The sequence below is a fragment of the Lentzea sp. NBC_00516 genome (assembly GCF_036346835.1).
In the GTDB taxonomy this organism is placed as follows: domain Bacteria; phylum Actinomycetota; class Actinomycetes; order Mycobacteriales; family Pseudonocardiaceae; genus Lentzea; species Lentzea sokolovensis.
This window is the reverse complement of the sequence record NZ_CP107840.1, coordinates 14312-37226: the sequence shown is the minus strand read 5'-3', so window position 1 is coordinate 37226 and position 22915 is coordinate 14312. Positions and strand designations below refer to the sequence as shown.

Below are 22915 nucleotides of genomic sequence, written 5' to 3'. Positions count from 1 at the left end.
GCAGCACCCTTCTGGGGTAGAACGTGGTCCTAATGGCCCAGTCGTTCGGACATGCCGAATTGCTGTACTCCCAGGTATCCGACGCGGAAACCTGCCTCCGAGTAGGCCAGGTAGAACTCCCACATCCGGCGGAACGTGTCGTCGAAGCCCAGCTCCCGCACCTCGTCCCAACGGGTGAGGAACGTTTCGCGCCAGCGGCGAAGCGTCTCGGCGTAGTCCTCGCCGAACGACCGCGTCTCGACGATCCGCAGCCGGGTGTGGTCGCGCACCGACTCCTCGATCGACCGCACCGACGGGATGAGCCCGCCGGGGAAGATGTACTTGTGGATCCAGGTGTAGCTGGCCTTGCTGGCGATCATGCGGTCGTGCGGCATGGTGATCGCCTGCAGTCCGACACGGCCGCCCGGCGCGAGCACGCGGTCGAGCATCGAGAAGTAGTCGGGCCAGTATTCGGCACCGACTGCCTCGATCATCTCGACGCTGACGACGGCGTCGTACCGGCCGTGCTCCTCTCGGTAGTCACGCAACTCGACCGTCACCCGATCGTGGAGGCCAGCGGCCCTCACCCGGTCCAGTGCCAGCTTGCGCTGTTCGGCGGAAATGGTCAGCGACGTGACCGTGGCACCCCTCTGGGCGGCCCGGATCGCGAGCGCACCCCAGCCCGTGCCGATCTCCAGCACGCGTGAGCCGGAACGCACGCCCGCGTAGTCGAGCACGCCGTCGATCTTGCGCAGCTGAGCCGTGCGCAGGTCGGCGTTCCCGCCCTCGAACAACGCCGACGAGTACGTCATCGTCTCGTCGAGGAACACCGCGAACAGCTCGTTCGACAGGTCGTAGTGCCGGTGGATGTTCTGCCGCGAGCCCGCGACGTCGTTGACCTCGGTCTGCCGCCGCTCCGCCCACCGCCGCATCAGCTGCAGGCGCGGCGGGATCAGCGTCGAGAGCTTGGCCGCGAACACCGAGAGCACGTCCGCGAGCTCGTCGGAGACCCAGTCACCCACCATGTAGGCCTCACCGAAGCCGATCTTGGCGTCGGCGCCGAGGCGGTGGAAGAACTCGCCGGGCCGCACGATCCGCATCACCGGACCACCCGCTCCCCACGACCTGCCGTCGGGGAACTGGACGGTCACGTGCAACGAGCGCACGGCTTTGCGGAACAGCGCCTCGGCGATGCGGGCGCGCATGGGCGAACGCGGGGCCGTGAACAGTCCGGGCCAGACGCCCTGACCAGGACGGGGCAGGGACAGCGTGCTCATCCATCACTCCTGGGGATGATCGGAATACGCCTCAGGTAGAGGGCAATGCCATGACGGCGGATCAGCGCGGACACGCGCTGGGGCATAAGCGGACGCTTGAACAGCATGCGCAGACCCGAACTGCGCTCGCCCCTCATGGTCGCGCTGAAGGTCGTCTTCCCGTTCTGCCGCAACGCGATGGTCACGGACAGCTGGTTCCCCGGTTTCGGCAGCTTCATCACGTAGTGGCCGTCGACTTCCAGGAACGGGGAGACGTAGAACTCCTTGTCCACCGACGCACGGCCGTTGGCGTCGGTGCGCAGCAGATAGCAATGACGTCCGCCGTAGGTGTTGTGCACCTCCGCGACGACGCACGCGAGCTCTCCGGAAGCGTCGTGGCACCAGAACACGGACAGCGGGTTGAAGACGTAGCCGAGCACGCGGGCGTTGGCGAGCATCAGGACCTGCCCGCCGCCGAGGTCGATACCCTGCTCGGCCAGCCATTCGTCCAGGTTCTCCCGGATGGTCCTGTCCGGCGAGCCGAGATGGTCGCGGGCCTCGAACTTCGCGAACGGTCGTGCCCACCACGGCACGCGAGGCATGTCACCGAGGTCGACCAGCCACATGTAGGCGCGGTGGCTGAACGCCCGGTCGATCAGCTCGCGCCGGGAGTGGGTGATCATGACGTCGTAGATCACCAGGCCACCCCGAAGTGCTGGGCCGCGCGCACACCGGACGCGCAGCCGTCCTCGTGGAAGCCCCAGCCGTGGTACGCGCCGGCGTAGGCGGTGGTCGAGGTGTTGATGCCGGGCAGACGTCGTTGCGCCGCAACGGATTCCGGCGTGTAGATCGGGTGCTCGTAGACCATCTTCGCGAGCACCCGGTCCGGGTTCACGTCGTGCGGGTTGAGCGTGACGACGAAGTCGCGTGGTTCGTCGAGCCGCATCAGCCGGTTCATGTGGTAGCTGACGAGCACCTGGCCGTCGGCTTCCCGGCAGGCTCGCTTGTAGAGGTTCCAGGACGCCCGCGCGGCCTTCGCTCGCGGCAGGATCGAGGCGTCGGTGTGCAGCCAGGTCTCGTTGCGCGAGTACTGGAACGCGCCGAGCACCTCTTTCTCCTCACGCGTCGGGTCGGCCAGCAGTCCCAGCGCCTGGTCCGGGTGCGTGGCGATGACGACGTGGTCCGCGGTGTGCAGCACGTTGTTCTCGTCGCGGATCTCCACGCCCGCGCCGTTGCGCGTGACGGCCCTGACGGGCGTGCCGACGTGCACGGCGTTGAGGCCCTTCACGGCGCGATCGACGTACGTGCGCGAGCCGCCGGCGACGGTCTTCCACTGCGGGGTGCCGCCGATCGCGAGCATCCCGTGGTTGGCGAGGAACTCGAACAGGTACCAGGCCGGGTACTTCATGCTCAGGGCCGCACCGGACGACCACACCGCGCTGACCAGCGGAATGATGAAGTGGTCGACGAAGTAGCGCGAGTAGCCGCCGATCACCAGGAACGCGCCGAGCGTGACGTCGTGCGCCTCCTCGTGGGCGAGAACGCGCTGGGCGTGCCGGTAGAAGCGGGTGACCTCGGCGAGCATCCGGACGTAACGGCCGTTGACCGCGTTCTTCGGCTGCGCGAACAGGCCCGGCAGCTTCCTGGCGCCCGCGTACTCCAGGCCGCAGCCGTCGCACCGGACGCTCATGGACATCTCGGAGTCCTGAGTGGACACGTCCAGCTCGCGGAAGAGCCTGATCAGGTTCGGGTACGTCCGTTCGTTGTGGACGATGAACCCGGAGTCGACGGCGACGCCACCGACGTCGTGCGTGTGCGCGTGCCCGCCGAGCCTGTCGTCGGCCTCGAACAGCGTGACGTCGTGCTTGCGTTGCAGCACGTAGGCGGCGGTGAGCCCGGCCACTCCTGCTCCGATGACGGCGACCTCAGCCACGCGAGCCTCCCAACGGCACGTCGAGACCTCGCGGCGAGGCCTCCTCCATGGCATTCGCGATGTCGGGTGCCACCGGTTCGAGTCCGAGCTCACCGTGGACGAAAGCTACGACCAGCCGGGTCCAGTCCCTCGCCCTCTTGAGCATCGCGTGGCCGTCGCCGACGACGCTGAACCGCGCGACCCGGTCCGTCACGGTCTTGGCCTGCCGCGCGAACCTCAGCGACTGCGCCGGGTCCGTCATCCGCTCCTGGTCGCCGTGCGCGATGAGCAGCGCCTTGCCCCTCAACTGCTCGAAGGGCTCGCCGGGCACCAGCCACGGTGCGAGCGCGCACACGGCGACCACGCTCGGATGCCCGGCGACCCGCAACGCCGTCCGGCCGCCCATGGAGTGCCCGACGAGCACGATCGGCCGGCCGGGATGCAGCTCGGTGATCTTCGCCAGCGCCCACTCGGCGTCCTTCACCGGATCGAGGCTCGGCGCGTTCCAGCCGCGGACCCGGTAGCGCAGGTTCCAGACCTCGACGCCCGGCGCCCGCAGCGCGCGGGCCAGCGGGACCATGCGCAGGTACGCCAGGTTGTGGCGCCGGACAGGTCCGGCGCCGTGTTCCCGTCCGCCGTGCAGCACGAGCACAACGGCGTTCGTACCGTCCGGCGGTTTCAGCACGTCAACATGCGGATGCACACCTGATGTTCGGGAAACCACGGCCTTCGGCTCGGCCGTTGAGAGCCAGCTCACACCGGCACCGCCGTGGCCGTCGGCCGTCGCCCCGCATTTCGGTGGTCAGACGGGTGCATCGCGGTGCCGGCCCCGCGCCCTCGTACTGGTTTGTACGGGGGCGCGGGGCCGGTGCCGCGAGGCGGCCTGCTGGGTGCCGGAAGGCGCGGCGAGGGTCGGCGGCCACGGCGGTAGTCTTCGGAAAGTGATCGACCACATCAGCATCGAAACCGAGGCAGGCTCCTTCGACGCCATCGCGTCCGGCCCAGAGGACGGCCGCCCGGTGCTGCTGCTGCACGGCTTCCCCGAGGCCGCCATCGAGTGGGAGCACCAGGTCGCGGTGCTCGGCGTGAACGGCTTCCGCGCGGTCGCCCCCGACCAGCGCGGCTACTCCCCCGGCGTGCGCCCGGAGCAGGTCGGCGAGTACACGGTCACGCACCTGGTCGGCGACGTGATCGCGATGGCGGACTCGCTCGGCTGGGACACGTTCGACCTGGTCGGCCACGACTGGGGCGGCGCCGTGGCGTGGTGGACCGCGATCGAGCACCCGGACCGGCTGCGCACGCTCACCGTCTTCTCGACGCCGCACCCCGGTGCGTTGAAGACCGCGCTGCAGACCGACGAGGAGCAGGCGATGCGGTCGCAGTACATGCGCGACTGGCGTGAGCGCAGCACCGAGAAGCGCATGCTCGACAACAACGCCCAGGCCCTCAAGCAGATGTTCGAGTGGCGGATCCGGCCCTCACACGTCGAGGAGTACGTCCAGCGCCTGCAGGAACCGGGCGCGCTCACCGCCGCACTGAACTGGTACCGGGCGGGCAAGCCGCACGGCGCCGCGGATAAGGTCAGCGTCAAGACCATGTACGTGTGGAGCACCGAGGACGTCGCGTTCGGGTCGATGGCCGCCTTCGAGACCGAGAAGTGGTGCACCGGCCCGTACCGCTTCGAGATGGTCGAGGACGTCAGCCACTGGATCCCGGAAGAGGTTCCCGAAGCGGCTTCCTCGCTGATTCTGGAGAACCTGAACTAGCGGCCAGCCACAGCACGAGTGCCGTGTAGGCACACAGCACGGCGAACCCGGCCCAACCCGGCAGCGGGAAGAACCCCGCCGAGGGCGCGTAGTGGGCTATCACCTGCGGATGCTCCACCATCGTCTGTTTGACGGCGAAGCCGGCGGCCGGGGTGAGCCGCAGCAGCCACTCCGCGACGCCGTCGGGCAGCAGCGGAACCGCGGTGACGGCGTAGGGCAGGCCGGCCAGCGCCAGTCCGGCCAGGATCGCCGCCCAGCCGCGGCGCAGCCACACGCCGAGCCCGTACGAGAGAACCGCGCAGAGCGCGAGCGCCGCGGCGACACCGGCGATCACCCGAAGACCGGTCAGCAGCGGCACCGGCGTGGGGTCCTCCATGACGGCGACCCCCACCGGGACAACGACGCCGGCGGCGACCAGGCCGGTGACGAAGGTGGCCGCCCCGACGACGGCCGCCCGGACCGCGATCACCTGCCGTGCGGCGCGGGCCGTGCGAGCGCCGTAGCGGGCCGCGACGACGAGCACGATGATCAGCGCGATCATCAGGCCGGGCAACGTCTTCTCGACGGCACGGGCGCCACCTTCGCCGATCGGCCCGATGTCGCCGGCGCCGCTGACGGTGACAACGCCGTCCTTCTCCACCACCCCTGACGCGTTGTGGAACTTCTCCCAGTCGGTGTGGTTCATCTCGCCGACCGAGCCGCTGTCCCACCGACCGGCACCTCCCTCGACGCTGACGTTGTCGAAGACGCCGACGGCCTGGGTGAACCGGACCTCCTCGATCGCGCCGCCCAAGCCGGTCCTCCGGAGCGTCAGGTCGCCCGGCGAGGTGGCGAAGAGTCCGACCTGGACGGTGTCCGGCAGCCCGGTGAGCTCCGCGGTTCCGACGACGTGCCACTGCCGGCCGTCCGCCGACTCGGACCCGGTGATGGTGTCGCCCGACCGGGTCAGACGCAGCCAGCGCGGTGACTGCTCCGAGACGCTGCCCGCGCTGCCGGCGACATCGTGCTCGTAGTCGTGCTGGAAACGCACGCCGTGGCCACCGGTCATCGCGAGCGCCGCGTACCGCGAGCCCTGCCGCGTGCCGTCCTTGACGATGATCCCGGACTTCGCCCACGGCACGAGCCCCGAGACGATCTGGTCGTGACCGGGCGGCGGGTAGGTGATCGTCCCGGTCATCGACGTCATCCTGACCGTGATGACGCCGTCGCGGCCGAGGTCCTGGTGCCGGAACCAGAACGTGTCGCTGACGACGGAGCCGTCGGCGGTGGTGGGAACGGCGGGGCACGGGCCGTCGCAGGACGACGTGGCGCCGCCCGCGAACAGCAGGCCCAGCGCGATGACGGAGAGGGCGGCGACGGCCAGAGAGATCAGGCGGCCCGGCCTGCGGAACGCGGTCCACTCCCGCCGGAGGAGTTCGGTGCTCGACATGGTGCTGGGTCTACAGATCGGCGGATAACGCGGCCCGAAGCGGCCTTGTCATGCTGTTGTTAGGTCCTCGCGGGCATGCTGACAACCATGAGCAGGCTGCGCGGCGGGACCATCGGGGTGCGATTCACGATCCTGTACGCCGTCGTGTTCCTCGTGTCGGGCATCGGCCTGCTGGGCCTCACCTTCCTGCTGTCCGGCGGCAAGATGACCGACATCGCGCCCGCGAACCCGCCCGGCCTCGACTCGACGCAGCAGCACGTCCGGCAACTGCAGGACCAGCTGGCCGAGGTGCACTCACAGCAGTCGCGCCAGCTGCTGGCCGGATCGTTGCTGGCGCTGGTCGTGATGGCGGTCGTCTCGTTGCTGGTCGGCCGGGTGCTGGCCCGGCGGGTGCTGCGCCCGTTGCGGACCATCACGAGCGCCACCCGGCGGATCTCCGCCGACAGCCTGGACCGGCGGCTGGCCGTCACCGGCCCGGCCGACGAGGTGAAGGGCCTCGCCGACACCATCGACGAGTTGCTCGAACGGCTCGAGGTGTCGTTCGCCGCGCAGCGCCGCTTCGCCGCCAACGCCTCCCACGAGCTGCGCACACCCCTCGCGACGATGCGCGCGTCGCTGGACGTGGCGGTCGCCAAACCCGATCCAGCAACGTCGACGGTGGCGCTCGCGGATCGTCTGCGCGTCCAGCTCGACCGGGTCGATCACCTGCTCGACGGCTTTCTCCTGCTGGCCAGGGCGCAGCACGGCGCGCTGGCCGACTCCGCCCCGGTCGACCTCGGCGAGCTCGCCCAGGCAGCGCTGCGCGAGCTGTCCACCGAGGTCGAGGCGAAGGGACTGAACGTCGTGATGGACGTGCCGCCGGAGATGGCGACGCAGGGAAGTCCGGCGCTGCTGGCGCGGCTCGTGGGCAACGTCGTCGACAACGCCGTGAAGCACAACGAGGCCGGCGGATGGGTCGGGATCAGCGGATCCGTGAGCGAGAACGAGGCAGTGCTGGTCGTCGAGACCGGAGGGCCCGTCTTCGACCAGCGGGAGGTCGACAGGCTGAGCCGGCCCTTCGAACGACTCGGCGGCGACCGCATCGGCTCCTCGGGCCTGGGTCTGTCCATCGTGGCCGCCGTCGCCGCCGCGCACGGCGGACAGCTCGCCCTGCTCGCCCGGCCGGAAGGCGGCCTGCGCGTGTCCTTGACGCTTCCGGCCGCGACGGCATGAGGATCCTCGTCGTCGAGGACGACAGCGCCCTCGCCGAGGTCATCGCGGAAGGGCTGCGCGACCAGGGGATGCCCGTCGACCTCGCGCACGACGGACTGGTCGCCGCCGCGCAACTCGACGTCACCTCGTACGACGTGGTGGTCCTCGACCGGGACCTGCCGGGGCTGCACGGTGACGTGCTGTGCCAGATGATCACCGAACGGGCAGACCGGCCGATGGTGCTGATGCTGACCGCGGCGAGCGAGCCCGGTGACCGGGTCAGCGGGCTGGTCCTCGGCGCGGACGACTACCTCGGCAAGCCCTTCCACTTCCCGGAACTGATCCTCCGGATCCGGGCACTGGCCCGCCGCAAGCCGGACGCGCGGCCCCGGACGGTGCGCGCCGCCGGGATCGAACTCGACCCCGTGCGCCGGACGGCCGTGCGCGACGGACGGCAACTCACCCTGTCGGTGAAGGAGTTCGCCGTGCTGGAGGCGCTGCTGCGGGCGTGCCCCGGCTTCCTGAGCGCCGAGGACCTGCTCGAACGGGTCTGGGACGAGAACGCCGACCCGTTCACCAACACCGTCACCGTCACGGTGGGCCGGCTGCGCCGCAAGCTCGGCGAGCCGCCGATCATCGCGACGACACCGGGAATCGGCTATCGAATCGTGTGATCCGCCGGCGGTCATTAGATTCAGCGGTATGCGCGTGGCCGGTCTTCTGCTCGCCGCGGGGGCCGGTCGCCGGTTCGGTTCCCCCAAGGCTCTCGTCCCGTTGAACGGCAAGCTCTTCGTGGACTCGGCAGCCGAGCTCCTCAGAGCCGCCGGCTGCGACCCGGTCGTCGTGGTCCTCGGCGCGCAGGCGGCGGAGGTCAGGGCGAAGGCCACTTTGGACGGCGTGACCGTCGTGGACAACCCCCACTGGGACACCGGCATGGGGTCGTCGCTGCGCACCGGCCTGCACGCGATCGGCAGCGCGGACGCCGTCGTGGTGCTCCCCGTGGACACCCCGGGAGTCACCGGCGAGGCCCTGCACCGCCTCATGGCGCTCGCCGAGCCTGCAGTGCTGGCCCGCGCCACCTACGACGGCGAGATCGGGCACCCGGTGCTGATCGGGTCGGACCACTTCGCGGGCGTCATGGCGTCGGCGGCGGGCGACCAGGGCGCGCGGGACTACCTCAAGGCGAACACCGTCCGCCACGTCGAATGCGCCGACGTGGCGGACGGTGCGGACATCGATCGGCCGGAGGATCTCAGGCGACGTAGCGGCGGAGCTTGATGCCCGACGACACGTTGGACGCGCTCAGCCAGTGCAGGCCGCCGCCCGCGTAGGCCGGGTCGGACACGGCGAACTCGTTGCCACCGGCGCGGTAGCCGACGATCGTGGCGTAGTGGCCGCCGGAGTAGTTGCGGCCGTTCAGGCGGATCACGTTGATGACGACGGCGTGGCCGCGGTCGGCGTTGTAGACGACGTCGGCCTTGAGCTTCTGCAGCAGCTGCGCGTCCGTCGACCACTGCTTGACCTGGTAGTAGGTCGAGCCGGTGTAGTGGTCGAGGGCGTTCTCGAGGTTCTTGATGTTGGGCAGGCCGTTGGTCGTGACCTTCATGAACGAGGCCAGCGTGGACTGCTCGACGTACTTGCCGCGCGCGGTCAGAGCGATGCGGGCGGCGGCAGCGGAGCACCAGTAGCCGGTCTTCTGCACCTGGAACTGGTGCGGCAGCACGCCTTCGCCCTGGATGCCGAGCTCGGCGGCGGCCGGAATGACGTTCTCGCCCGGTGCCGCGAGCGCGACCGGTGCGGTCAGAATCGTCATGGCGACACCGACCACGGCCACTGCCCCGGTGATCTTCGCAAGCTTCATCGAAACAACCCCTCAGTGTGGCGCCGTCCCCTTGATCCGGCGCTCGGCGAAAGCTTGGCGGCAACGCGGGAAAGGCCGCCACCACATTCGGCCAAGTCCTAAAAAGCCAGGTAGAAGTACTTACACCGACGCACGGACCCACCCAGAGTGGGCGATCTGCACCAATCGGATGAGTCGTCTCGAATCCGGTACAGGTCCCGCACCGCTGTGCCAGTCTGCTCGCCGTGCTGCGTGTCCACTTCACGGCGGAGGACCTGGCGAGGGTGCGTGTCGCCGCCGGTCCCGACCCGATGTGGGAGATCCTGCTGAGCCTGCACGTGCTGCGGCAGCGTTCGGCGACGCCCGTGTTCGGCACGTGGCGCGCGACCGTGCGAGCGACGTTGCCGGAAGACACGCGCTGGCTCATGCAACTGGCGCCGCCGGTCGGCTACTCCCCCGACTTCTTGACGCCCACCGCGGGCTCGTGCGCCGTGGACGCGGGCATCGACGCGGTGCTGTCGACGCCCGCGGAGTCGTTGCGCGCGGACCTGGAGCAGTTGGGCTGCCAGCAACGTCTCGACCCTCGCACGCACCGTCTGGCCAGTGGTGACGTGGCCACTTTGGACTCACTCGGCGACGCGTTGCGCGCCTACTACCGCCACGCGCTCGCCCCGATCTGGGACGCGGTCCGCGCCGTCGTCGACGCCGACCGCGCGGTGCGGGCACGGTCCTTTCTGGACAACGGCTGCGAGGGCATGCTCGCGGTACTGCACCCGACGATCTCGTGGACGCCGTCGGTGTTGTCGATCGAGTCGCGCCTCCCGCAGCGTGACGTCCGCTTGCGCGGCCAGGGCTTGGTTCTCGTGCCGTCGTACTTCTGCTGGGAACGGCCGATCATGCTCCGCGACCCCAGCCGCACGCCCGTGCTCGTCTATCCGATCGCACGCGACCTGCACGTGACGAGCGCCGGCAAACGGTCGCTGGAGGCGTTGCTCGGCCGCACCCGTGCCGCCGCCCTGGAGGTCATCGCCGGCGGCTGCACCACCACGGAACTGGCCCGGCGTCTGGGAATCTCGGCGGCCTCGGCCAGTGCCCACGCCTCGGTCCTGCGCGACGCGGGCCTGGCCGTCGCCCAGCGCCACCGCAACTCGGTGCTGCACACCGCGTCGGCGCTGGGCGTCGAACTGCTGGCCTGAGCCGGGCTTTTGTCCATCGTTGTCAGAACGGGCACTAAGGCCTCGCCCGCACCGCCGCCCTGGCACACCCGACGGCCACGACGAGCAGCGCCAGCGCCACCCACACCGGCCACAGCTCGGAGTAGGTGATCGCCAGCGCGATGTGCGTGGCCGCCGCGGCCGTGAAGACGGCCACCAGCACCACCCAGAAGTAGAAGTACCGCGTGATCCGACCCACCCCCTGTCCGCCGAGTGCCGCCACACCCGTCATCGCGCGTATCGAGGTTTGTGCTGCCCGGGTTACTGGTGAGGTCATCTGCAATCCGGTACTACTGACCGGCATGACGACCGACACCGTGACCGGATCCGACTACGGCAATCTCGTGCGCACGCACCTCGCGCGCGTCGAGCAGCACAACGCGGCCGCGCTCGACGACGTGGCCGAACTCGTGCTGGCCGCCGTCGAGGCCGACGGAATCATCCTCACCGCAGGCGCAGGACACTCACTGGCGGCCGTCGCCGAGACCTTCTACCGGGCAGGCGGCCTGGCCTGCGTCCGCCCGATCTACCACCCCGAACTGCTGCCGATGCACGGCGCGATCAGCAGCACCTCGGCCGAACGCCGCTCCGGCCTCGCGGGCGAGGTGCTGCGCGAGTCGGGACTGGCCCCGCACGACGTCCTGTTCGTCTTCTCGACCTCGGGCGTGAACTACTACCCGGTCGAACTGGCCCAGGAAGCCGCGAGCAAGGGCTGCCCGGTCGTCGGTGTCACGTCGGTGGCCGCCAGCGCCCAGGCCCCCAGGCGGGCCGGTGCGACGCTGGCCGAGGTGTCCACCGTCGTCCTCGACAACCTGGTCCCGCCGGGTGACTCCACCTACCCGGAGTCCGCCCCGGTCACCGCCGCCGTCTCCACGCTGGCCACCACGTTCCTGTGGAACCTGCTGATGGTCCGGCTGCTCGACAAGGCCGCCGCGTCCGGTGTGCAACTGCCGCTGTGGCGCAGCGCGAACGTGGAGGGCGGCGACGCGGCCAACGCGGACCTGCTCCGCCACTACCAGACCCGCGTCCCTGAGCTCGGATAGGTAGAAATCCTCAGGGTTTCTCAGCTCGCCACCGTTATTCTCCCACCGGGGAAAGCACTGACCTGGGGGGTCTTCAACAGTGGAGCCGAAAACTCGTAGATGGATCCTGATCAGCGGCGCGCTCGCCACGACGGCAATCGTCGGTGTGGCGGGCGCGTTGCTCTGGTCGGGCAGCAGAACAGTGGTGGTCGCCGACGAACCGGCCAAGTCGGCGGAGACACCGTCGCAGGTGGCCCAGTCCTTCCTGACCAGGGCGTTCTCCGGTCCCGCCAGCGCCGCCGTCTACACCGACACACCGGCGGCGGCGAGCACGGCGCTGGAAGCCACCAAGGCCGGCATGGGCACCTCCGCGTTCCAGGCAGCCCTGGCGACCTCCGAACCGCCGCCGGCCGACGCCACCACCGCCGAGCTCACCGCGGCCGTCACCTGGACGATGCCGAACGCCGCCAAGCTGAAGTACGACGTCAAGGTCTCGCTGAAGCGCGCGGACGGCGCCTGGAAGGTCCACTGGACCCCCGCGCTCATCCACCCGCAGCTGACCGAGGGCGCCTCGCTCACCTACCGCAAGGCGCTGGCGGACGGCGCGCTGCTGGGCCGTGACGGCAAACCGCTGGTCCAGGGCACGATCCCGGACGGCCTCTACAAGACGATCACCGCCACGGCCGGCGACGTGAAGGGCACCGACGGCTGGGAGGTGGGCATCACCGCGGGCGGCGCCTTCACCGCGCTGGACGGCAAGAAGGCGGAAGGGGGCGAGAAGATCACCGTCACCATCGACCCGGCCCGCCAAGCGGCGGCGCAGGCGGCCGTCGACGCCCTACCGCAGGGCGCGGCGATCGTCGCGATCGAGGCCTCCACCAGCGAGATCCTGGCCGTGGCGCAGAACAAGGCCCTCGCGGGGACCAACCCGTTCGTGGGCCGCTACGCCCCCGGCTCGACGATGAAGATCGTGACCGCCGCCGCGGCCATGAACGCGGGCCTGGTCCAGTCCGGCACCGCCGTCCCCTGCCCGGCCAAGGCCACCATCGGCACCCGCACGATCACCAACGCGGGCTTCGGCCACGACAGCGTGCCGTTCCACACGGCGTTCGCCCTGTCCTGCAACACGACCTTCGGTGACCTGGGCTCCAAGCTGGACGCGAACGCCCTCCCGGCCATGGCGAAGCGCTTCGGCCTCGGCGCCGACTGGACCATCCCCGGCGCCGACACGAACACCGGCAAGGTCCCACCGGCCACCGGCGACCAGCAGGTGGAGAACAGCTTCGGCCAGGGCAACGTGATCGCCAGCCCGTTCGGCATGGCCCTGGTGGCCGCCACCGTCGTCTCGGGCAAGACCCCGGCGCCCACCCTCATGCGCGGCAAGCCCTCCGAACCGAACGACGTGGCCGCACCCCCACCCGCCGCCGTCCTGCAGCCACTGCGCGCCATGATGCGCGAGGTCGTCACCTCCGGCACCGCCAAGCAGCTGGCCGGAATCCCCGGACTGGCGGGCAAAACCGGCACGGCGGAGGCGGGCGGCGGCACCGCGCACGGCTGGTTCGTCGGCTACCAGAACAACGTGGCGTTCGCGGTGGTCGTGGAGAACGCCGGTTCGTCGGCCAGTGCTCTGGACGCGACGGCGACCTTCCTCAGGTGACGATCACCGCTACCCGCGCGGCACCATCAGGCCGCGGTGGAACGCCTCGGTGACGGCCGCCGCGTGGTCGCTCGCCTCCAGCTCGGCGTAGATGGCGAGCAGGTGTGACGCGGGGTGACCTCGGAGGTGAAGAGTCCTCGGGCCACCTCGCGGTTCGTCGCGCACCGGCGACGAACCGCGGCACCTCCAACTCGCGCGAGCTGAGCACCACGGCGGCCTCCGACCGCACCTCGCTTCATCCACTGCGCCGCCGCGGCCGGGGCGAGCACCGCCTCGCCCCGCGCGATGGCCCTGACCGCCAGCACGAACTCGTCCCGCGGAGCGCCCTTGTCCAGGTAGCCGGTGGCGCCCGCCTCGATCGCGGACACGACGTAGTAGTTGTCGCTGTCGTACGTGGTCAGCACCAGCACGCGTGCGGTGCAGGCGGGTTCGCGGGTCGCAGCCAGGCCGTCCGTTCCAGGCATGAGCAGGTCCATCAGCAGGACATCGGGCACGGCAGCGGCCGATCTCTCCCCACCAACCCGCCCGCCGCCACCGCGCCCACACCGGCGAATAGCGCTCGACGGCTCGCCCCGCTGGCTGGTGGAGCCGCCCGCGACGGCGAATTCCGTCTCCACGACCAACTCACACGGGCTCGACTCCTCGACGCCGGAGCTTTTCCGCCCAGGGTTCAACGACTGTCTGCCCGCCTCAGGCTTTCAGCGCCACTGTTCAACGACTGCGGGCCCACCTGCTCGCGCCTCGAAGCTTTCCGTCTCCAGCATTCAACGACTGCAGGCTCACCTGCCGCCCCCGAAGCCGCCCGCTGCGGTGTCAACGCACGTCGGGCCCACCTTCTCGCTCCGAGACCGCCGTCTGCGCCGTTCAACGGCCGGCCGCCCAGCCGCCCATCCCTGGAGTCGCTCGTCCCAAACCGTTCCACCCTGGTGGTTCTCCACCAAAGCGGACCGACATCGCCGGGGCATCAGCCGATCACCCGGCCGGGAGGACGGGTCGCGGCCCGCCGCGGGGTCAGTTCGTTCGCGCCGCCCCGAGGCGCTCGCTGAACTTCGGCGTCGGCAGGACGCCGACGACCGGGGGCTGGGCGAACTGGGTGTTGTAGAGGTCCGCGTAGCGGCCCTCGGCGGTCATCAGTTCGGTGTGCGTGCCGCGTTCGACGATGTCGCCGTGTTCCAGCACCAGGATCTGGTCGGCCGCGCGGATCGTGGAGAGCCGGTGCGCGATGACCAGCGAGGTCCTGCCCTGCAGTGCCTCGGTGAGGGCCTCCTGCACGGCTGCCTCGGACTCCGAGTCCAGGTGTGCGGTGGCCTCGTCGAGGATCACCACGCGGGGCTTGGCCAGCAGCAGGCGCGCGATCGTGAGGCGTTGGCGCTCGCCGCCGGACAGGCGGTAGCCGCGTTCGCCGACCACGGTGTCGAGCTGGTCCGGCAGCGACGTCACCAACTCCAGCAGGCGGGCCCGGCGGAGCGAGTCCCACAGGTCGTCGTCGGAGGCGCCGGGGGACGCGTACTCCAGGTTCGCCCTGATGGTGTCGTGGAACAGGTGGCCGTCCTGCGTCACGACGCCGACGGAGGAACGCAGCGCGTCGAAGGTCAGGTCGCGAACGTCCACACCGGACAGACGTACGGCGCCGGAGTCGACGTCGTAGAGGCGGGGCACCAGCGAGGCGAGCGTGGACTTGCCCGCGCCGGACGAGCCGACGAGGGCCACCAGCTGACCGGCTTCGGCCTTGAAGCTGATGCCGTGCAGCACTTCCTCGCCACCGCGAGTGTCCAAAGTGGCCACGGACTCCAGCGAGGCCAGCGACACCTTGTCCGCGGACGGGTAGGCGAAGCGCACGTCGGAGAACTCCACCGACACGGCGCCATCAGGCACCGAACGGGCGTCCGGGCGTTCCTTGATCATCGGGTCCAGGTCGAGCACCTCGAAGACGCGCTCGAACGACACCAGCGCGGTCATCAGGTCGACGCGGGCGTTCGCCAGCGCGGTCAGCGGCGCGTACAGGCGGGTCAGCAGCAGGGCGAGCGACACGACGGCGCCCGCCGCCAGGTGCCCGGTCAGCGCCAGGTAGCCACCCAGGCCGTAGACCAGCGCCTGCGCGAGAGCCGACACGAGCGTCAGGCCGGTCATGAACCAGCGGGTGGCCATCGCGGTCCGGATGCCGATGTCGCGGACCTGCGCGGCCTTCTCGCCGAACTCCTGCTCCTCGCGGTCGGGACGGCCGAAGAGCTTCACCAGCGTCGCTCCTGGCGCCGAGAACCGCTCGGTCGACTGGGTGACCATCGAGGCGTTCAGGGTGGACGCCTCGCGCTGCATGTCCGCCATCCGGCGGCCCATCCGCTTGGCGGGCAGCACGAAGACGGGCAACAACACCAGGGCCAACGCCGTGACCTGCCACGACAGCGTGAACATGACACCCAGCGACAGCACCAGCTGGATGATGTTCGTGACGAAGCCGGACAGGGTCGAGGTGAAGGCGCGCTGAGCGCCGATCACGTCGTTGTTCAGGCGCGAGACGAGCGCGCCGGTGCGCGTGCGCGTGAAGAACGCGACGGGCATCTTCTGCACATGACCGAACACGGCACGACGCAGGTCGTAGATCAGGCCTTCACCGATGCGAGTCGACTGCCAGCGCTCGACCACGCCCAGACCGGCGTCGACCACGGCGATCAGCGCGATCGCCACGGCCAGCCACACGACCACGGACGGCACGGAGCCGCCGACGATCGCGTCGACCACCCGACCGGCCAGCAGCGGCGTCGACACCGCGAGCACCGACGAGACCACCGTCAGCAGCAGGAACACCAGCAGCTTCGCCCGGTGAGGCTGAGCGAAGGCCAGTACGCGCCGGAACGTCCCCCGGCGCACCTTGGAGGGCGCGTCCGACGTCGCCCCCATCATGAATCGCCAAGAGCTGTATCCGTCCACGCTGACTAGAACAGCACAGCGGTCTGACAATTCCGTCGCGCGCGACTAGGAGCGCGCAAAGTTTCAGCTTTGAGCGGACAGGGCCGCGAAGGACTGCAGCCGGCGCAGCTGGGCGGCGCGCTCCACCGCGAGCTGCGTCTCCGCGTCCACGCCAGAGGCCGCCGACGCGATCAGCGCCAACGTCTCCGTGACCGCACCGGCGAGAGGCTTCAGAACGGCGGCCACCAACTCGTCGACGGCGCCGTCGAGCCCGTCCGCGGGCACGACGGAGTTCGCGAGGCCGATCCGCAGCGACTCCTCCGCCTTGACCCGGCGGGAGGTCACGCACATCTCGGCCGCGCGCGAGTACCCCACGAGTCGCACCAACGGCAGCGTGCCGCCGAGATCGGGCACCAGACCCAGCCCGGTTTCGGCCATGCAGAACTGCGCGTCCTCGGCGAGCACGCGGAAGTCGCACGCCAGCGCCAACTGAAAACCCGCGCCGATGGCATGCCCTTGCACCGCGGCGATCGTCACGCGTGCGGGATCGCGCAGCCAGGCGAACCCGGCCTGGTACGACGCGATGCGGGCGTCCGCCTCCTCGGGAGACAGCGCCAGGATCGCGCCAAGACCACCGGGCTCGCCGTCGACGGGCTCACCGGTGAACATGCGCCGGTCCAGCCCTGCCGAGAAGGCACGGCCGGAGCCCCGGACGACCACGACTCGGACGTCCGGGTCCAGCTGTTCGCCGATGTGCCGCAACGCCTGCCAGGTAGCCGGCGTCTGCGCGTTGAGCACGTCGGGACGATCGAGCGTGATGGTCGCGCGCGGCCCGGAAATCGCGAGCCGCACACCACCGCGCTCGAGCAAGCCAGCGTCGATAGCAGGCACTGGCATGTCGTTACCTCCGGCGAACTAGAAGCTAGTTACCGGAGAGTAGCAGTCTGAGTCGGGGCTACTTCTTCTTCGTCCGGGTGGCGCCACCGCGACCGCGCAGCGTGACCCCGGATTCCGACAGAACCCGGTGCACGAAGCCGTAGGAACGCCCGGTGCTCTCGGCCAAAGCCCGGATGCTCGCGCCCTTTTCGTACTTCTTCTTCAGGTCAGCGGCCAGCTTGTCCCGTGTGGCGCCGGTGATCCGGGCACCCTTCTTCAGGTCAGCCACCTTGTCCCGCCTTCCGTACGAGCAGGTGGGCCGTTCTACGGCCCCTGTCGTCGCAATGATCGAACAGGAACCGGCAGAACGCCAGGTGATCAAGCAAAGAGATCGCCGAACGGTCGATTCGATCACACTGAGTTGATCACAGAACGCGCTCGGTAGTCCTTTGACGCGTGGAGATCACGCCAGCTGAACGAGGTCCAGGTAGTCCTCTGACCAGTGATCCTCGGTGCCGTCGGGCAGCAGGATGACCCTTTCAGGCTCCAGTGCCTCGACCGCGCCGGGGTCGTGCGTCACCAGAACGACCGCGCCCTCGTAGCGCCGCAACGCGTCGAGCACCTGCTCGCGCGAGGCCGGGTCGAGGTTGTTCGTCGGCTCGTCGAGCAGCAGCACGTTCGCGGCGGACGACACCAGGCCGGCCAGTGCCAGTCGCGTCTTCTCGCCACCGGACAACGTGCCGGCGGGCTGCTCCAGCTGCTCGCCGCTGAACAGGAACGTGCCGAGCAACGACCGCAGCCGCTGCTCCTGCTCGTCCGGCGCCATGTGCCGGATGTTCTCCCACACCGACGCGTTGTGGTCGAGCGTCTCGTGCTCCTGCGCGAAGTAGCCGATCTTCAGGCCGTGGCCGGGGACGACGCCACCCGCGTCCGCCTTCTCGCTGCCGCCCAGCAACCGCAGCAGCGTCGTCTTGCCGGCACCGTTGAAGCCCAGCACCACGACGCGGGAACCCCTGTCGATCGCGAGGTCCACGCCGGTGAAGATCTCCAGCGAGCCGTAGGACTTGCTCAGACCCTCTGCCATCAAAGGGGTCTTGCCGCACGGGGCGGGCGACGGGAAGGTGATCTTCGCGACCTTGTCGCTCTGGCGCACGTCGTCGAGACCGTCGAGCAGCTTCTGCGCGCGCTTCGCCATGTTCTGCGCCGCAACGGCCTTCGTGGCCTTCGCGCCCATCTTGGCGGCCTGCGTCATCAGCGCGCCGGCCTTCTTCTCGGCGTTGGCGCGCTCACGGCGGCGGCGCTTCTCGTCCGTCGCACGGGCTTCGAGGTACTTCTTCCAGCCCAGGTTGTAGATGTCGACCTCGCCGCGCATCGCGTCGAGGAACCACACCTTGTTCACGACGTCGTCGAGCAGTTCGACGTCGTGGGAGATCACGACGAGACCGCCGTCGTGCGACTTGAGGAAGCCGCGCAGCCACGTGATCGAGTCGGCGTCGAGGTGGTTCGTGGGCTCGTCGATCAGCAGGACGGTGCTCGACTTGGCGCCGATGCCCGCCTCGGACGCGGCGAACAGGATGCGTGCCAGCTCGACGCGGCGGCGCTGACCACCGGACAGCGTGCGCAGCGGCTGCTCCAGGACCCGGTCCGGCAGACCGAGGTTCGAGCAGATGCGCGCGGCCTCGGACTCGGCGGCGTAGCCACCGAGCGAGGAGAAGCGCTCTTCGAGCTTGCCGTACTTGGTGACCGCGGCGTCGAGCTCACGCGCGTCGGCCAGCTCGGCCATCCTCGTCTGGGCCTTCTCCATGTCGCGGAGGAGCTGGTCGAGGCCGCGCGCGGACAGCACCCGGTCCTTGGCGATGACCGACAGGTCGCCCTCACGCGGGTCCTGCGGCAGGTAGCCGAGTTCGCCCTTGCGGGTGATGGCGCCGGCGTAGGGCTGCCCCTCACCGGCGAGAACGCGCAGGGAAGTGGTCTTGCCGGCACCGTTGCGGCCCACGAGGCCGATGCGGTCGCCGGGCTGAACGCGCAGATTGGCGCCGCTCACCAGAATGCGTGAGCCCGCGCGCAACTCCATGTCAGTTGCGGTGATCAAGAGAAACTCCGAGCAGTAACAAAACTCCGGGCATGACAAGGGATGGCACGTCCGGTTCGGCCTACTCGAGGAGGATCACGCAACTCATTCTACGGGATCACGACCATCGAATTTCCCACCTGTGGCCAGGCGCATAGATTGCGGCCATGAGCGAAGACTTCTCGGGCAAGGCCGCGCTGGTCACCGGCGCGTCCCGCGGCATCGGTTACGGCATCGCACGCGAGCTCCTCTCTCGCGGCGCCTCCGTCACGATCACGGGCCGCAAGGCCGACCAGCTGGCCAAGGCGGCGAAGCAGCTGGAGGCCGACACCGGCGGCAAGGTCCTCACGATCCAAGGCAACGCCGGCGACGACGCGTCCCGCGAAGAGGTCGTCACACGCACGGTCGAGGAGTTCGGCAGCCTCGACGTGCTCGTCAACAACACCGGCATCAACCCGCAGTACGGGTTCCTGATGGACGCCGACCTGAACGCCGTCCGGAAGATCTTCGACGTCAACGTGGTGGCCACGCTCGGTTTCATCCAGCTCGCGTGGAAGGCGTGGATGAGCGAGCACGGCGGCGCGGTCGTGAACGTCGCGTCGATCGGCGGTATCCGGTCCACGGGCGTGATCGGCGCGTACGGCGCGTCGAAGGCGGCGCTGATCCGGCTGACCGAGGAACTCGCGTGGCAGCTCGGCCCGAAGGTGCGCGTGAACGCCGTCGCGCCCGCCGTGGTCAAGACGAAGTTCGCGGAGGCCCTCTACGTCGGACGCGAGGAGGAAGCCTCGCAGCAGTACCCGATGAAGCGCCTCGGCACGCCGGAGGACGTCGCCTCTCTCGTGGCGTTCCTCTGCTCCGACAAGGCTTCCTGGATCACCGGCGAGACCGTGCGCGTGGACGGCGGCCTGCTGTCGACCGGCACGGCAGGTTAATCGGGCTCCACACCCAGTACGTCGAGGAACGCGGCCGTGGCCGGTGTCAGCCCGGCCGCGCTCCACACGAGGTGCTCGACGCGCGACGGCCCGCCCACGATCGGCACCGTCGCGACGCCGCTGAGCTGGGGCGTGTACCGCGACGGCAGCACGGCGACCGCGAGCCCCTCCCGAATCAGCCCGGCCATCAACTCGGCGGTGGTCACCTCGAACGCGACCTCGCGATGCAGTCCCGCGATCGAGAAGGCCTGATCCGACTGCATGCGTCCCGGTGACCCCGCCGGGAAGTCCGCGAACAACTCCTCGGCGAGCGCCCTCAGGTTCGTCGACTCCTGCCGCGCGAGCGGATGCTCAGGCGCCACCACGGCCACGTGCTCGTCGCGTGCCAGCTCACGCCCTCGCACGCCGTCCGGCCGCACGCCGAGCGGCAACCCGAGGAACGCAAGATCGAGCGTTCCCTGCCGCACCTGCTCGACCATGTCGAGGCTCGACAGCATCCGCAACGCGACCCGCACCTGCGGATACCGCTCGCGGAACACCTTCAGCGCGGCCGGCAGGTCCACGGCCGCGACGGTCGGGATCACGCCGACCACGACCCGTCCGCGCACCTCCCCCACCGCCGCGGCGACCTCGGCCACCGCCCGTTCCGCGAAGTCGAGGCACTGCCGCGCGGACGGCAGGAACGCCGCACCGGCAGGGGTCAGCCGGACGCTGCGACTGGTCCGCTCGAACAGCCGCGCGCCCAGTGAGCGTTCAAGGCGCGCGATCTGATGGCTCAACGCCGACTGCACGACGTGGCACCGCCGGGCCGCCTGCGTGAAGCTGCCCGTCTCGGCGACCGCCACCACGTACCGCATCTGCTGAAGCTCCACCGATCCATCTTGAATCACGATGGATCGGATGAAAAGCATGCGTTGGACTCATCAATCGCACCGGCCAACACTGGAGAACGTGAAGAACAGCGACCTCTCCCGCACCGCGCTGGCGGCGTTCGCCCCGGTGGTCTGGGGCTCGACCTACGTGGTCACGACCGAACTGCTGCCGGTGGGACACCCGCTGTTCGCCGGCCTGCTCCGCGCGCTTCCCGCCGGCCTGATCGCGCTGGCGCTGACCAGGACGCTGCCGCGCGGTTCGTGGTGGGCGAAGGCGGCCGCGCTGGGCGTGCTCAACATCGGCCTGTTCTTCCCGTTCCTGTTCATCGCGGCCGAACGCCTGCCCGGTGGCGTGGCGGCGACCCTGGGCGCCGCACAGCCGCTCGTGGTGGCGTTGCTGGCGATCGGGGTGCTCAAGGAGAACGCGTCCGCGTGGCGGCTCGCCTGGGGCGTGATCGGCATGCTGGGCGTCGGACTCGTGGTGCTCGGACCGGCCGCGGGCTTCGACCTGATCGGTGTGCTGGCCGGACTGGGCGGCGCCGCGACGATGGCGCTCGGCGTGACCCTGACGAAGAAGTGGGGCAGGCCGGCCGGGGCGACCCCGACGGCGTTCGCGGGCTGGCAGCTCACGGCGGGCGGGCTGTTCCTGGTGCCGGTGACGTTCCTGTTCGAGGGACCGCCGCCCGCGATCGGCCTGACCGCACTGCTCGGCTACCTGTGGCTCGGCGGTGTCGGCGGCCTGCTCGCCTACGTCCTGTGGTTCCGCGCGATCGGCACGCTGCCGGTCACGTCCGTCTCGATGCTCGGCCTGCTGTCGCCGATGGTCGCCGCGCTGCTCGGCGTCGTCGTCCTCGGCCAGACGCTCGACCCGGTGCAGCTCACCGGTTTCGCACTCGCCCTCGCCGCGATCCTGGCCAGCCAGCGACCGGCTCCCGTTCTCGCCAAAGGAGTTCTCCAGTGAAGATCGCGGTCGTCGGCGCGTCCGGCATGGTCGGATCACGGGTCGTCGCCGAGGCGGTGCGACGCGGGCACGACGTGACGCCGGTGTCCCGCAACGCCGGCGAGGTGCGCGGTGACGCCACCGACAGGGAGTTGATGGACGGCGTTCTGTCCGGAGTGGACGGTGCGGTGGTGGCCACCACGGGGGTCACCTCGACGGTGCTGCTCGACGCGGCACTCGCGACACGCACACGGGTCATCGTCGTCGGTGGCGCCGCACCGCTGCGAACACCGGACGGCACCGGCCTCGTGCTCGACGACGAACGGTACGTGCCGCCGCAAATCCGTCCCGTCGCGGCGGCGAGCATGCGTCAGCTGGCGGAGTGCGAGGCCCACCGCGCCGACTGGGTCTACCTGAGCCCGCCCGCGCTGCTCGAACCGGGCGAGCGCACCGGCACCTACCGGCGTGGCACGGACGTGCTGCTCACCGGCCCGTCCTCGATCTCGGCGGAGGACCTGGCCGTCGCGGTGCTCGACGAGCTGGAGAGCCCTGGCGAGGACCGCCGGTTCACGGTCGCGAGCCGAGGTCCAGCAGCAGGATGAGCTCGCCGTCGTCGTCGACCTCGCCGGTGGGCTCGAACCCGAACGCGCGGTAGAACGGCGCGGGTGACCCCTCCCCCGGCACGCAGCTCGTGTACAGCTCGGTGGCGCCCGCCTCGCGCAGCAGCGCCACGACCTCGGTGAGGATCGCGGTGCCGTAGCCACGGCCCTGGTGCCCGGCGTCCACGAGCAGCCGCCACAGGAAGTACGGCCCGCGCAGACCGGGACCGGGCACGACGTTCCAGCTCAGCATGACGAACCCGACCGGCGTGTCGCCGTCGTGGACCGCGCGGAACCACGGATTGGCCACGGGGTTCTCCCGCGCGTGCTGGAAGGACTTCTCGACGGACGCGACGAACTGCTCCTGCGCGGGATGCACGCGCACGGCGATGACGGCGTCACGGTTGGCGTCGGTGACCTCGACCAGGCGGATCTGAGCGCTCATGGCTCGG

General features: G+C 70.0%; 24 protein-coding genes. 10 read left to right on the top strand and 14 right to left on the bottom strand.

The genetic code is table 11. The features are described from left to right. Positions 1 to 29: 29 nt before the first annotated feature. From OG205_RS00175 to OG205_RS00160, 4 genes are read right to left on the bottom strand one after another with little or no spacing between them, the layout of a single operon-like run. Entirely contained in the window at positions 30 to 1256 is a 1227-nt protein-coding gene (locus OG205_RS00175) for a cyclopropane-fatty-acyl-phospholipid synthase family protein (RefSeq protein ID WP_330274154.1), read from the bottom strand. Beyond that, entirely contained in the window at positions 1253 to 1918 is a 666-nt protein-coding gene (locus tag OG205_RS00170) for a DUF1365 domain-containing protein (protein WP_330278069.1), read from the bottom strand. Before OG205_RS00170 ends, OG205_RS00175 begins: the two co-directional genes overlap by 4 nt. 11 nt (positions 1919 to 1929) lie before the next feature. Next, positions 1930 to 3168, bottom strand: coding sequence for an NAD(P)/FAD-dependent oxidoreductase (locus tag OG205_RS00165; protein WP_330274153.1), 1239 nt, complete (start codon positions 3166 to 3168; stop codon positions 1930 to 1932). After that, entirely contained in the window at positions 3161 to 3832 is a 672-nt protein-coding gene (locus OG205_RS00160) for an alpha/beta hydrolase (RefSeq protein WP_330274152.1), read from the bottom strand. The genes OG205_RS00165 and OG205_RS00160 overlap by 8 nt, the downstream gene beginning before the upstream one ends. Before the next feature lie 256 nt (positions 3833 to 4088). Between OG205_RS00160 and OG205_RS00155 the strand changes: the two genes are divergently transcribed. Further along, positions 4089 to 4913: an alpha/beta fold hydrolase gene (locus OG205_RS00155; RefSeq protein ID WP_330274151.1), complete on the top strand. Its 825-nt coding sequence runs from the start codon at positions 4089 to 4091 to the stop codon at positions 4911 to 4913. Here the strand turns inward: OG205_RS00155 and OG205_RS00150 are convergent. Next, positions 4846 to 6342: a hypothetical protein gene (locus tag OG205_RS00150; RefSeq protein WP_330274150.1), complete on the bottom strand. Its 1497-nt coding sequence runs from the start codon at positions 6340 to 6342 to the stop codon at positions 4846 to 4848. The two genes, OG205_RS00155 and OG205_RS00150, sit on opposite strands and share 68 nt — an antisense overlap. An 87-nt stretch (positions 6343 to 6429) precedes the next feature. Between OG205_RS00150 and OG205_RS00145 the strand changes: the two genes are divergently transcribed. The 3 genes from OG205_RS00145 to OG205_RS00135 are packed head-to-tail and all read left to right on the top strand — an operon-like array spanning position 6430 to position 8811. Continuing rightward, entirely contained in the window at positions 6430 to 7554 is a 1125-nt protein-coding gene (locus OG205_RS00145) for a sensor histidine kinase (protein ID WP_330274149.1), read from the top strand. Further along, positions 7551 to 8207 (top strand): response regulator transcription factor, encoded by a 657-nt coding sequence (locus OG205_RS00140; protein ID WP_330274148.1) that lies wholly within the window; start codon positions 7551 to 7553, stop codon positions 8205 to 8207. Before OG205_RS00145 ends, OG205_RS00140 begins: the two co-directional genes overlap by 4 nt. Before the next feature lie 28 nt (positions 8208 to 8235). Next, positions 8236 to 8811, top strand: a complete 576-nt coding sequence (locus OG205_RS00135) for a nucleotidyltransferase family protein (protein ID WP_330274147.1) — start codon at positions 8236 to 8238, stop codon at positions 8809 to 8811. Here OG205_RS00135 and OG205_RS00130 read toward each other — a convergent pair. Continuing rightward, the gene (locus OG205_RS00130; protein WP_330274146.1) at positions 8786 to 9394 is read right to left on the bottom strand and encodes a C39 family peptidase; all 609 of its coding nucleotides are present in this window, start codon (positions 9392 to 9394) and stop codon (positions 8786 to 8788) included. The genes OG205_RS00135 and OG205_RS00130 overlap by 26 nt on opposite strands. 224 nt (positions 9395 to 9618) lie before the next feature. On the opposite strand from OG205_RS00130, the gene OG205_RS00125 reads away from it, so the two are divergent. Further along, positions 9619 to 10569, top strand: a complete 951-nt coding sequence (locus OG205_RS00125) for an ArsR family transcriptional regulator (RefSeq protein ID WP_330274145.1) — start codon at positions 9619 to 9621, stop codon at positions 10567 to 10569. Positions 10570 to 10603: 34 nt separating this feature from the next. Here the strand turns inward: OG205_RS00125 and OG205_RS00120 are convergent, their stop codons facing one another. Further along, complete coding sequence (locus OG205_RS00120; RefSeq protein WP_330274144.1) at positions 10604 to 10819, bottom strand: hypothetical protein; 216 nt, start codon at positions 10817 to 10819, stop codon at positions 10604 to 10606. A gap of 70 nt (positions 10820 to 10889) precedes the next feature. Here OG205_RS00120 and OG205_RS00115 point away from each other — a divergent pair, with 70 nt between their 5' ends. Continuing rightward, positions 10890 to 11630, top strand: coding sequence for an SIS domain-containing protein (locus OG205_RS00115; protein WP_330274143.1), 741 nt, complete (start codon positions 10890 to 10892; stop codon positions 11628 to 11630). 79 nt (positions 11631 to 11709) lie between these two features. Continuing rightward, complete coding sequence (locus OG205_RS00110; protein ID WP_330274142.1) at positions 11710 to 13266, top strand: penicillin-binding transpeptidase domain-containing protein; 1557 nt, start codon at positions 11710 to 11712, stop codon at positions 13264 to 13266. A 26-nt stretch (positions 13267 to 13292) separates the two neighbouring features. On the opposite strand, the gene OG205_RS00105 is transcribed toward OG205_RS00110, so the two are convergent. From OG205_RS00105 to OG205_RS00085, 5 genes are all read right to left on the bottom strand, one after another. Beyond that, positions 13293 to 13883: a response regulator gene (locus OG205_RS00105; protein WP_330274141.1), complete on the bottom strand. Its 591-nt coding sequence runs from the start codon at positions 13881 to 13883 to the stop codon at positions 13293 to 13295. A 394-nt stretch (positions 13884 to 14277) separates the two neighbouring features. Further along, the gene (locus OG205_RS00100; RefSeq protein WP_330274140.1) at positions 14278 to 16164 is read right to left on the bottom strand and encodes an ABC transporter ATP-binding protein; all 1887 of its coding nucleotides are present in this window, start codon (positions 16162 to 16164) and stop codon (positions 14278 to 14280) included. A 93-nt stretch (positions 16165 to 16257) separates the two neighbouring features. Continuing rightward, positions 16258 to 17070 carry an enoyl-CoA hydratase/isomerase family protein gene (locus OG205_RS00095; RefSeq protein WP_319981422.1) on the bottom strand — a complete coding sequence of 271 codons (813 nt, stop codon included), beginning with the start codon at positions 17068 to 17070 and terminating at the stop codon, positions 16258 to 16260. Positions 17071 to 17128: 58 nt separating this feature from the next. Beyond that, positions 17129 to 17338 carry a helix-turn-helix domain-containing protein gene (locus OG205_RS00090; RefSeq protein WP_030473247.1) on the bottom strand — a complete coding sequence of 70 codons (210 nt, stop codon included), beginning with the start codon at positions 17336 to 17338 and terminating at the stop codon, positions 17129 to 17131. A gap of 174 nt (positions 17339 to 17512) precedes the next feature. After that, positions 17513 to 19141, bottom strand: a complete 1629-nt coding sequence (locus OG205_RS00085) for an ABC-F family ATP-binding cassette domain-containing protein (RefSeq protein ID WP_330274139.1) — start codon at positions 19139 to 19141, stop codon at positions 17513 to 17515. A 146-nt stretch (positions 19142 to 19287) separates the two neighbouring features. Here OG205_RS00085 and OG205_RS00080 point away from each other — a divergent pair, with 146 nt between their 5' ends. Next, positions 19288 to 20052 carry an SDR family oxidoreductase gene (locus OG205_RS00080; RefSeq protein WP_330274138.1) on the top strand — a complete coding sequence of 255 codons (765 nt, stop codon included), beginning with the start codon at positions 19288 to 19290 and terminating at the stop codon, positions 20050 to 20052. Here OG205_RS00080 and OG205_RS00075 read toward each other — a convergent pair. Continuing rightward, entirely contained in the window at positions 20049 to 20924 is an 876-nt protein-coding gene (locus OG205_RS00075) for a LysR family transcriptional regulator (RefSeq protein WP_330274137.1), read from the bottom strand. The two genes, OG205_RS00080 and OG205_RS00075, sit on opposite strands and share 4 nt — an antisense overlap. A gap of 37 nt (positions 20925 to 20961) precedes the next feature. Here OG205_RS00075 and OG205_RS00070 point away from each other — a divergent pair, with 37 nt between their 5' ends. After that, positions 20962 to 21885, top strand: a complete 924-nt coding sequence (locus tag OG205_RS00070; protein ID WP_442916797.1) for an EamA family transporter — start codon at positions 20962 to 20964, stop codon at positions 21883 to 21885. Then, the gene (locus OG205_RS00065; protein ID WP_330274135.1) at positions 21882 to 22466 is read left to right on the top strand and encodes an NAD(P)-dependent oxidoreductase; all 585 of its coding nucleotides are present in this window, start codon (positions 21882 to 21884) and stop codon (positions 22464 to 22466) included. Before OG205_RS00070 ends, OG205_RS00065 begins: the two co-directional genes overlap by 4 nt. Here OG205_RS00065 and OG205_RS00060 read toward each other — a convergent pair. After that, entirely contained in the window at positions 22432 to 22908 is a 477-nt protein-coding gene (locus OG205_RS00060; RefSeq protein WP_330274134.1) for a GNAT family N-acetyltransferase, read from the bottom strand. The genes OG205_RS00065 and OG205_RS00060 overlap by 35 nt on opposite strands. Between the last annotated feature and the right edge of the window lie 7 nt (positions 22909 to 22915).

Excerpts from the sequence above, each read along its gene's own strand:
- OG205_RS00175 (WP_330274154.1), bottom strand. The coding sequence starts at position 1,256 with ATGAGCACGCTGTCCCTGCCCCGTCCTGGTCAGGGCGTCTGGCCCGGA.
- OG205_RS00170 (WP_330278069.1), bottom strand. The coding sequence starts at position 1,918 with ATGATCACCCACTCCCGGCGCGAGCTGATCGACCGGGCGTTCAGCCAC.
- OG205_RS00150 (WP_330274150.1), bottom strand. The coding sequence starts at position 6,342 with ATGTCGAGCACCGAACTCCTCCGGCGGGAGTGGACCGCGTTCCGCAGG.
- OG205_RS00145 (WP_330274149.1), top strand. The coding sequence starts at position 6,430 with ATGAGCAGGCTGCGCGGCGGGACCATCGGGGTGCGATTCACGATCCTG.
- OG205_RS00140 (WP_330274148.1), top strand. The coding sequence starts at position 7,551 with ATGAGGATCCTCGTCGTCGAGGACGACAGCGCCCTCGCCGAGGTCATC.
- OG205_RS00135 (WP_330274147.1), top strand. The coding sequence starts at position 8,236 with ATGCGCGTGGCCGGTCTTCTGCTCGCCGCGGGGGCCGGTCGCCGGTTC.
- OG205_RS00130 (WP_330274146.1), bottom strand. The coding sequence starts at position 9,394 with ATGAAGCTTGCGAAGATCACCGGGGCAGTGGCCGTGGTCGGTGTCGCC.
- OG205_RS00120 (WP_330274144.1), bottom strand. The coding sequence starts at position 10,819 with ATGACGGGTGTGGCGGCACTCGGCGGACAGGGGGTGGGTCGGATCACG.
- OG205_RS00115 (WP_330274143.1), top strand. The coding sequence starts at position 10,890 with ATGACGACCGACACCGTGACCGGATCCGACTACGGCAATCTCGTGCGC.
- OG205_RS00100 (WP_330274140.1), bottom strand. The coding sequence starts at position 16,164 with ATGGGGGCGACGTCGGACGCGCCCTCCAAGGTGCGCCGGGGGACGTTC.
- OG205_RS00095 (WP_319981422.1), bottom strand. The coding sequence starts at position 17,070 with ATGCCAGTGCCTGCTATCGACGCTGGCTTGCTCGAGCGCGGTGGTGTG.
- OG205_RS00080 (WP_330274138.1), top strand. The coding sequence starts at position 19,288 with ATGAGCGAAGACTTCTCGGGCAAGGCCGCGCTGGTCACCGGCGCGTCC.
- OG205_RS00070 (WP_442916797.1), top strand. The coding sequence starts at position 20,962 with ATGCGTTGGACTCATCAATCGCACCGGCCAACACTGGAGAACGTGAAG.
- OG205_RS00060 (WP_330274134.1), bottom strand. The coding sequence starts at position 22,908 with ATGAGCGCTCAGATCCGCCTGGTCGAGGTCACCGACGCCAACCGTGAC.